We start from the raw sequence: 8,762 nt of genomic DNA, 5'->3' as shown, positions 1-8,762 counted from the left end.
CCATGACGCGGCTTACCACGATCCATCTGATACACCACGTCCGGCCCCACCGCGATCCATCGGATACACCACGGCGCACCATGACGCGGCTCACGCCGCTGCTACGGGGCGTTTCATCCAGGTGTGATACATGGCTCAATACTGTCTATCCCAGCCTCAAGAGCGCCGCCCATGACCCACCCAACCTCAACCCCTTTGTTCATAGGCTGGGACGTCGGCGGCTGGAACTGCGATCGCAACCCGGCCAGCCGCGACGCTCTGGTCGCCCTGGACGCCGACCGCCGCCTGGTAGGCAAACCCTGGCGGGGTAACCTGCGGCGCATGATCAACGAGTCAGAAACCACTGAACAGTTCGTCCTCGCGCTGCTGAAACTGTGCCACATACACACCGCTGAGCACGCCACGCCCCAGGTCCTATTGGGCATCGACACCCCGCTCGGTTTTTCCAAACCACTCATAGACCTGATCTCCCGCGGCCTGGCAGTGCCCACCATCGGCCAATCATCCAGCAACCCCTACCTACACCGGCGCACCGAGCATTTCCTGTTCGAGCGTGGGCTCTACCCGCTGTCCCCAATCAAGGACATGATCGGCAGCCAAGCCACCAAAGGCATGCACGTACTGGCACGGTTCGCACCGATCAAACAACGCTGTGGTGTTTGGACAGACGGCCAGCTCATGCGCGCCATCGAAGCGTATCCATCGGCCTGCAAACGGTCTGCAAATATCGAGCTATTACGGGCACCGTTCTACCTGGATCAGGCAGTGGGTGAGGTCGGTCAGCGAAGCTTCGTGCCCGGCATGGAGCATGTCGATGTACAGGATGCGCTGACGTGCGCCTTGCTGGCCTGGACGTTTGCGAACCGGCCGCAGTGGCTTGTCCAGCCGGAGGAGGGCATCGATCCGCTAGAGGGGTGGATATTTGTACCCGAGGACGGCCTGAGGGTGTGAGCGATCGATGCGGGCGACACCGCTCCACTGTGGGAGCGGGCTCTGCCCGCGATAGCGATCTGAAGGGCGGTGATAAGTGGCAACCTGACCAGCAAAGAGGGCCCGAAAGCGTTTACCGATCCTGTGGCAAAAACCTCACCGCCAACGCATCAGCCCTTACCTTGGTTGCCTGCAGCAAACACGTCTGCGCATTGATCCGGTCCATCGTTCCGCCGGTCAAACCCACCTCCAGTGCGCAGTCGGCATCACGAAATTGAATCCACTGCCGCTGCACATCGCGCAGTGCCGTACGCTGCTGTGCGGTGAGTGTCTTCATTCCCTGCTGATAGTTGGCATTCAGTCGCTGGTCCTGACGCCGGGTTTCAGCAGTGATGCACTCGACCATGCCAGAGGTAGTGGTGTTGGCATCCATGCATTTGTCATAGTCAGCGCTGAAGCCCGATGCTGCCTCGCTACCGGCAGCCAACGTGCCCGTAGCGAATCCGGCAACACTCAGCAACAGCGCGGCATTCAGAAGCGTTCGATGTAAGAAGAGCATGCATCACCTGTAATCTCGAAGTTTGTCCCAATCATATACCCCACCTGTAGCAGCGGCGTAAGCCGCGTCAATCAGCCTTCCCCATCTCCAACTGCGTATGAATACGAAGCGCCGCCCGTATCCGAAACAACCGCCACAGCAGCGAATAAGCCCCGCCAGCGAACCACAGCAGAAACATCCCACACAGTATTCGCTGCTCCGCCAGCTTCTCCTGCACATACCGGGCATACGTCTTGTCGATCAGGAACGAGCAAATCACGTCCAATCGCTCCTCCGGCAGCTCCTCGGACGAGAATTTCTTCAGGCTCTCCGAGTTACGGCAGTCGTCCAGAACCATATGCTCGGTGCCAAACATCGACAGCTTCACATGATCCTTGCCCAGATAGATCCAGGGCGCGTCTGGATCGTGCTTGAAACTGACCATCACATAGGCGCTGGACATGATGGTAAGCATGCCCAGAACGCCCAGCATGCAGGCGATCAGGAAACCCTTGAGCCATCGGGTAGTGCTGCGACTGAGTGCACTTGGCTTCAGCGATATCTCGCGGTAGTCGCCCCAGTCGATCAAGCCTTTGGCCGAGCTTACATCCCAGGTGGAAAGCCCGCGTTCACTGATCCAGCGTTCGGCCAATTCCGCCTGTTCTATCGTGGTCACCGGTATGTTGAACTCGTAGCGAAAATGCTCGACCTCCCGTTGATCCCTCCGACGTACTTCAAAGCACTCTCTGTCGAACGTCGGTTGCGAGCCGAACATTCGCCAGATCAGATCCTTCAGAAAAGTCAGCGAGCCGACCCGGTTGTATAGCCATACGACGGCCATCGCGACGGTAAGGCCCGTACCGATTGCCGCCAGCGCGTCGTAGTGCTGAAGAAACCAGCTGAATGCGGTTTCACTCAATTCCTTTTCTGTCATGAAGCTTCCTTGATGGGTAACGCGTAGTGCGCCAGCGGCGGGGTTGAAGCGCGATAGACTGCATGAGCGGCATCAAGATGGCTACCTGATAACCTCGTCAATCGTTGTACGACTTTTCGCACTGAAATGCAGTGATGTAGCAGGGCGTCACTCACTGGAGTGTCACGTACGGGCTTGTGCGGGGAGCGGTAACGGAGTGGCTAATAAATTGGAGCGGTAGGAGCGGGCGGGGTATCGAGGTTGACTAGCCAGCCAGGACTCGAGCGTATTTGGAAAGGCTCTGGGTCAGGCCTTGTGCGTGATTATAGGAAACTATAGACCGATTATAGAGCGTTTATAGAAGCCTTCGGTTGTGTAATGGAGTTGCGACGATTGTGCTGCTGCGCCAGTATCGGATACCTGCTTTCTGAAGAGCTCCCCCGTGATTCGCCTAGCCAAAGCCACCGACGAAGCTGATATCCGAGGCTGCGCCATACAAGCCTACGCGAAGTACGTGCCATCGATAGGTCGCAAGCCTGCACCGATGGTGGCCGACTTTGCTGCGCAGATCGCTGCGGGGCTAATTTTTGTTGCGGTGGATGAGTGGGGTGCTTTCCAAGGCTTCATCGTGTTCCATATCCAACACGATCACGTCCTGCTTGAGAACGTTGCGGTACTTCCAAGCGTGGCCGGCCGTGGTGTGGGTAAATCGCTCATCAATTTTTGCGAGAACACTGCCAGGGAGCGCGGGCTGAAAGCGGTGCATCTCTACACGAACGAGAAGATGACTGAGAACCTGTCGATTTACCCAAAGCTGGGATACGTGGAGGTGGACCGGCGGACGGAGGAGGGGTTTAGTCGGGTGTATTTCGAGAAGCGCCTAGCGCCCTGAGCCAATCTTCGGAAAGACGGGATGACGCACAGTTCGCTGCAGGATGTTGCAAGGCTTGTTCGTCGCATTGCCGGCTATCCGATAAAGGCTCATGGCGCGGGTAACGATCTCGTGGTTGAGCCGCGCACCCTGATTTCATCGCCCTTACCTAAGAATGACCAGATACAGATTCCGGATATTTACCGATCAGTGAGTGCCGATCTTGGCTCACTTATCAACCCAACCCCTCCAACATCCCATCAGCACGTAACAGCTCCACAATCACCTGTTCGTCCACTGCATAAATCCCTCGCGACGCCTTCCACACCAGCTTCTTTTCCTGAAGAGCGATCAACGCCTGCTGTACCCCTGGAACTTCCACGGTCAATTCCCCAACGTCGAGACCGGCCTGCTCCATCGCTTTGCCATACAGCGCTAATGTGGCGGCTTCGAAGGGCGCATAGTCCTCGCCCTTGGCGCTCATCACACGAATGACCGCAGACTGAATGGGCGTAAGACTGTGTAGCACTTTCTTGAGGTTGCCGTTCAATTCGTCCGCCTGTGCGCGTACCAGGGCGGCAAAGCGCACGGGGATGTCCTTGTCCGGCAGGGCAAAGTCAAACCGAATCGCGTCGGCCGCGGCACCCAGCAACTCGGGGCGATACCCGCTCTCTTGAAATAACGGAAACACCTGCGACGGGTCCAGCGGATGCTGCAGGTCCAGGTTCGCACAAAACCACTCAATGAAATCTTCATCCAGAGTAGGGAACTGCACCATCGATGCGCCGAAGAACGCTTGGTCCTTGCTGTTTCTCAACATGGCCAACTTGTCCCGGTTGGAGCCAGTGCAAACAATGCGCAACCCGTGGTGCTTCGAACTGTTCAGCTCGTCCCGCGCGGCCTTGAGTGCGAACAAGGCCGCTACGCCTTGGTCAGTGGTGATCGCATGTTGGGCTTCGTCGACGATCAACACGATCATCTGCTTGGATTCGTCAGAAAGCGCCACGAGGGCCTGGGTGAGGTCAATACCCTTGCCCAGCCCGATTTTGTCCAGATTGAAGCTCAGACCGCCCACGTTGACCTTGTCCATGCCCGACGCTTTTGCCAAGCGGGAGATGAAGCCTTCGCTGCGTCTGACAGCCTCCTGAATCGCTTCGACGATCACTTCACCAGGGTCTTTGGTGAGATCCTTCCAGAGGTCGGCATACAGCACGATGGCGCCTGCGGCTTCCAGGGCAGGGCGCAAATCCTCGCGGGCGAAGGTTGATTTACCGGTGCGTCGCGGTGCTGCGAGAAACACGCCAGAGCTGGCTGCGGAGCCCACCGTTACCTGCATGATCAACTTCGAGAGACGCTCGGCTAGCGCAGGGCGGTGGTAGAGGATGTCTTGAGTCACAGGCGGCTCCCGGATGATTCTATAGCCAATTATAGAGCGATTATAGACGACTATAGAGCGATTATAGAGTCACGGCTACGGAAGTCATTTGTCCCCCCAACAACCACGCCTGACTGATACACCACTGAGCGCGTCACCTGAAAAGGCGGAGGCGAATCGACTCGAAAAGGTTCCCGCACCGTCCGCTTTCTAATTCTATCGCCCCCATAGCCCCTTCCAATTTAGCCCTCGCTGCCATTGCCGTTACCCTCGCCAATCCGTTCAAAAACCAAGAACCGTGAGGGATTCACCATGAAAATCAGAACCTTATCTGGATACGCGCTCGCCGTATTGGCGACAAGCATGTCCGTGCCATCGGCTTTCGCCGACACCCTGACCCGCGATAACGGCGCCGCTGTCGGCGACAACCAGAATTCCCAAACAGCCGGGCCCAATGGCCCCGCGCTGTTGCAAGACGTCCAGCTGCTGCAGAAACTCCAGCGCTTCGACCGTGAACGCATTCCTGAGCGTGTGGTGCATGCGCGTGGTACCGGCGTGCACGGCGAATTCACTGCCTCCAGCAACATCAGTGAACTGACCAAGGCCAAAGTCTTCACGCCAGGCACTCACACCCCGGTGTTTGTGCGTTTCTCGTCGGTGGTGCACGGCAACCATTCGCCTGAAACGCTGCGCGACCCCCGCGGTTTCGCAACCAAGTTCTACACTGCCGACGGCAACTGGGATCTGGTCGGCAACAACTTCCCGACATTCTTTATCCGCGACGCCATCAAGTTTCCCGACATGGTCCACGCGTTCAAGCCCGATCCGCGGACCAACCTGGATGACGACTCCCGTCGTTTCGACTTCTTCTCCCACGTACCAGAAGCCACCCGTACCCTCACGCTGCTCTACTCCAACGAAGGAACGCCAGCCGGCTATCGCTTCATGGATGGCAACGGCGTGCACGCCTACAAGTTCGTCAATGCCAAGGGCGAAGTGCACTACGTGAAGTTTCACTGGAAGAGCCTGCAAGGGCTGAAGAACCTGGACCCAGCGCAAGCCGAGCAAACCCAAGGCAAAGACTACGCTCACATGACTCACGACCTGGTCACCGCGATCAACAAAGGCGACTACCCGAAGTGGGACTTGTACATCCAGGTGCTCAAGCCTGAGGACCTTGCCAAGTTCGCCTTCGACCCACTGGACGCCACCAAGATCTGGCCCGATGTACCGGAACAGAAAATTGGCCAGATGGTACTGAACAAGAACGTTGACAACTTCTTCCAGGAAACCGAGCAGGTTGCCATGGCACCTTCCAATGTAGTGCCCGGTATCGAACCGTCGGAAGATCGCCTGCTGCAAGGTCGCGTGTTCTCCTACGCCGACACCCAGATGTACCGCCTGGGCGCCAATGGCATGAGCCTGCCAATCAACCGTCCACAGGTGGCCGTCAATAACGGGAATCAGGATGGCGCCTTGAACAGCGGCCATACCACCGGCGGCGTGAACTATGAGCCAAGTCGCCTCAACCCCCGCCCAGCGGACGACAATGCTCGTTACAGCCAGGCGGCGCTCAGCGGCTCCACTCAACAAGCGAAGATTCAGCGCGAGCAAAACTTCAAACAAGCCGGCGACCTGTACCGTTCCTACTCCCCGAAAGAACAGCAAGACCTGATCAACAGCTTCGGCGGCTCCCTGGCTGATACCGATACCGAGAGCAAACACATCATGCTCTCGTATTTGTACAAGGCCGATCCGGCCTACGGCACAGGCGTCACCAAAGTTGCCAAAGGCGACCTGGAAAAGGTCAAGCAGTTGGCCGCCAAGCTTCAGGACTGACGCACCTGGTCACCGACTGTTAAATGACAGTCGGTGACTGTCGAGGAGGCAAAACCCATGCGATATCTCATTCTCTGCATGTGGTCTGCAATGATGGCTACAACAGCTGTCATGGCCGACGACATACTCGCTGCCGATACCCGTCAGCAACTTCGCGAGCTGTATTTCGACGCGGCCCGCACGGGCAGCACCGACCGTTTGGGCGCTTTCATCGAGGCCCATTACGACTTGGACACCCGTGACGAAAGCGGCTACACCGCGCTGATCCTCGCCGCCTACCACGGTCAACAAGCCGCCGTGGAACAACTGCTCGCCGCCGGCGCCAACCCGTGCAGCCAGGATAAACGTGGCAACACCGCCCTGATGGGCGCCATCTTCAAAGGCGAACTAAGCATCGCCCACCGGCTGATGGATGCTGATTGCGCGACGGATGAACGCAACCATTCAGGTCAAACCGCAGCCATGTACGCCGCGCTGTTCCAACGCAAAGACATCCTCGATGCCCTGACCGCCAAAGGTGCCGACCTGAACGCCCGCGACGCCCTGGGCAACACCCCTCGCGCACTCGCACAAGGCCATTTCGCCCCCACCCAGTAGCACCGGCGTAAGCCGGGTCCAAACACCCCGGCCCTTCAACCTTCGCACCAAAGCTATCCCTGAACCGATCCCACACAAGTCATGTCGCTGGCAGCGACACGTTCCAATAACGTGTCGCTGAAAACGGCTTTCAGCGACATGACAGCTCGACATGTACTCGGATGCGTTTTTCAGCGACATGACCAGACGCTGCAGGTGGGCGATGAGCATCTAATGGAATACGGATACCTCACATGAACAGCCGCGCCGATGCTTTCCACCAGCCAACACGCGCCGCAGATTGCAACCTGCCGCGATCGACCTCCTCGCTTTTCAGCATCACCGGCAAATCGCGCATCCGCATCCAGCTCTCGTTCTGCCAATGCAGCACACTCAGCCGCAACCCTGGCCACTGCATCACGCTAATACTTGGCACTAACTCCCCCGCCGGTAGCTCCGCATCACGAATCACCGCGATTACCTCATGGGTAAGCCAGTGTCGAAGGCTGCGGTTCTCCGGCACGTTGTGATTGACCAGCAAGGTATAGGCGCCGGATTCGCTGACCATCAGCGTGTCTTGGTATTCGCCGTATTGCAGGAGTGACAGCGTGCGGGTTTGGTCGGGGTCGAGCTTGCGTACGGCGTGGGCGTCGAGGAAACGACCCATGAGTCGGCCGAGGTCGCGGGCGTGGAACCAGGCTTGGGATTCGAGCCAGAGGGTGTGGAGGGGGCGGTTGTGGCGGGTGAATAGGGTGGGGGTGCAATGAATAGGCATTTCCTTTACCTCTGCGTGATTGCAGCTTCTTAGGGCTGGGTGTCGGGAGCTAAGAAACCCCACACAGAGGGCCGGACATATTCCCCTTTCGGGTCTTGTATTAGCCCACTCCCGACATAACAGAGATTTTCCGGAGACGAAGTGTAACCGTAGGCTCCAGAAGCCGCATCTGTCGGGGGCGGTAGACCGCTGTGTGATTGCGTTTCTTAGGCGCGATGGCAGGGTAGGGCGGATGGTGCGATGAGGCAATGGAGAGGTGCGTAGGACTTTTCTGAAACTTTCGCCACTCAGTTTTGGGTGGGGCATCCGCGTCTGTTGGGAGCGATCGCAGTTGTGGGGTTGTGCGGAGTATTGGCGTTTGATGCGGGACTTGGAGTCTGGTGGGGGTGGAGAGCCTGAATCGACGTGGTTTTGTAAGCGTCTGCTATCGGCCAGGAGCGGACAGTTACGCGAAGTCAGCAACCCTTCCTTGAAGCTTGATGGCGTCTGCGAAACTAGGGGCGATTCACATCCTTATCCTCAATCATCTCAAAGTAGGTGCCGCAGGGGCTGACTTTGGTTACAGCTCCAGACAGCACTGTTCCGTCTGGTAGAATAATTTGCGCATGACTGATAGCAGGCGATTTCAGCAAATCCACACCTAAGTTACCCACCTGGACGCTCGTTTTTTTGGCTAGTTCTCGACAGATCAAAATCGGCTGGGCCGAGTAACTCGCCTGACGGCGGAGACCAGGGGCAATACCATAGGTCAGCGTAAGGTCGACCTCGCAAGACATTTCTGTTGGTAACTCGTTGCTTTTCATCATTGTCTCCTACCTCTTCTTGATTGGCATGGTCTCAAACTCGCCTCTGCTACGATACGTGAAGTGATGTATGTATGGGTAAGGTCGTCGTTATTTCGACGTTGATGTGCTGACTGGACGGTTAGCATGGCGTGCGCTATAT

9 protein-coding genes are annotated in these 8,762 nt (G+C 57.5%); 4 read left to right on the top strand and 5 right to left on the bottom strand.

Annotated elements, in window-relative coordinates:
- The first annotated feature begins 171 nt into the window (after window positions 1–171).
- On the top strand, window positions 172–951 hold the full coding sequence (locus tag B3397_RS11315) for a hypothetical protein (RefSeq protein WP_296250005.1): 780 nt from the start codon (window positions 172–174) through the stop codon (window positions 949–951).
- Window positions 952–1,063: 112 nt separating this feature from the next.
- On the opposite strand, the gene B3397_RS11310 is transcribed toward B3397_RS11315, so the two are convergent.
- Together B3397_RS11310 and B3397_RS11305 are read right to left on the bottom strand one after the other, a co-directional pair.
- Complete coding sequence (locus tag B3397_RS11310; RefSeq protein ID WP_296250004.1) at window positions 1,064–1,489, bottom strand: lysozyme inhibitor LprI family protein; 426 nt, start codon at window positions 1,487–1,489, stop codon at window positions 1,064–1,066.
- A 67-nt stretch (window positions 1,490–1,556) separates the two neighbouring features.
- Window positions 1,557–2,402, bottom strand: a complete 846-nt coding sequence (locus B3397_RS11305; protein ID WP_296250003.1) for a DUF6216 family protein — start codon at window positions 2,400–2,402, stop codon at window positions 1,557–1,559.
- Between the two features lie 421 nt (window positions 2,403–2,823).
- Between B3397_RS11305 and B3397_RS11300 the strand changes: the two genes are divergently transcribed.
- The gene (locus tag B3397_RS11300; protein ID WP_296250002.1) at window positions 2,824–3,273 is read left to right on the top strand and encodes a GNAT family N-acetyltransferase; all 450 of its coding nucleotides are present in this window, start codon (window positions 2,824–2,826) and stop codon (window positions 3,271–3,273) included.
- A gap of 214 nt (window positions 3,274–3,487) precedes the next feature.
- Here the strand turns inward: B3397_RS11300 and B3397_RS11295 are convergent, their stop codons facing one another.
- A complete protein-coding gene (locus B3397_RS11295; RefSeq protein ID WP_296250000.1) occupies window positions 3,488–4,648 on the bottom strand; it encodes an ATP-binding protein in 1,161 nt (386 codons plus the stop codon).
- Window positions 4,649–4,990: 342 nt separating this feature from the next.
- Between B3397_RS11295 and katB the strand changes: the two genes are divergently transcribed.
- Window positions 4,991–6,466: a catalase KatB gene (katB, locus tag B3397_RS11290; protein WP_414704375.1), complete on the top strand. Its 1,476-nt coding sequence runs from the start codon at window positions 4,991–4,993 to the stop codon at window positions 6,464–6,466.
- Between the two features lie 90 nt (window positions 6,467–6,556).
- The gene (locus B3397_RS11285) at window positions 6,557–7,063 is read left to right on the top strand and encodes an ankyrin repeat domain-containing protein (protein WP_414704374.1); all 507 of its coding nucleotides are present in this window, start codon (window positions 6,557–6,559) and stop codon (window positions 7,061–7,063) included.
- A gap of 229 nt (window positions 7,064–7,292) precedes the next feature.
- On the opposite strand, the gene B3397_RS11280 is transcribed toward B3397_RS11285, so the two are convergent.
- Both B3397_RS11280 and B3397_RS11275 read right to left on the bottom strand, forming a co-directional pair.
- Window positions 7,293–7,817 carry a BRO-N domain-containing protein gene (locus B3397_RS11280; protein WP_296249997.1) on the bottom strand — a complete coding sequence of 175 codons (525 nt, stop codon included), beginning with the start codon at window positions 7,815–7,817 and terminating at the stop codon, window positions 7,293–7,295.
- A gap of 494 nt (window positions 7,818–8,311) precedes the next feature.
- Window positions 8,312–8,620, bottom strand: a complete 309-nt coding sequence (locus B3397_RS11275) for a hypothetical protein (RefSeq protein ID WP_296249995.1) — start codon at window positions 8,618–8,620, stop codon at window positions 8,312–8,314.
- Window positions 8,621–8,762: the final 142 nt, after the last annotated feature.

Source organism: Pseudomonas sp. UBA4194, assembly GCF_002379585.1.
Classification (GTDB): Bacteria; Pseudomonadota; Gammaproteobacteria; order Pseudomonadales; family Pseudomonadaceae; genus Aquipseudomonas.
The sequence above is the reverse complement of the archived record's forward strand: the minus strand, read 5'-3'. Positions and strand labels throughout refer to the sequence as shown.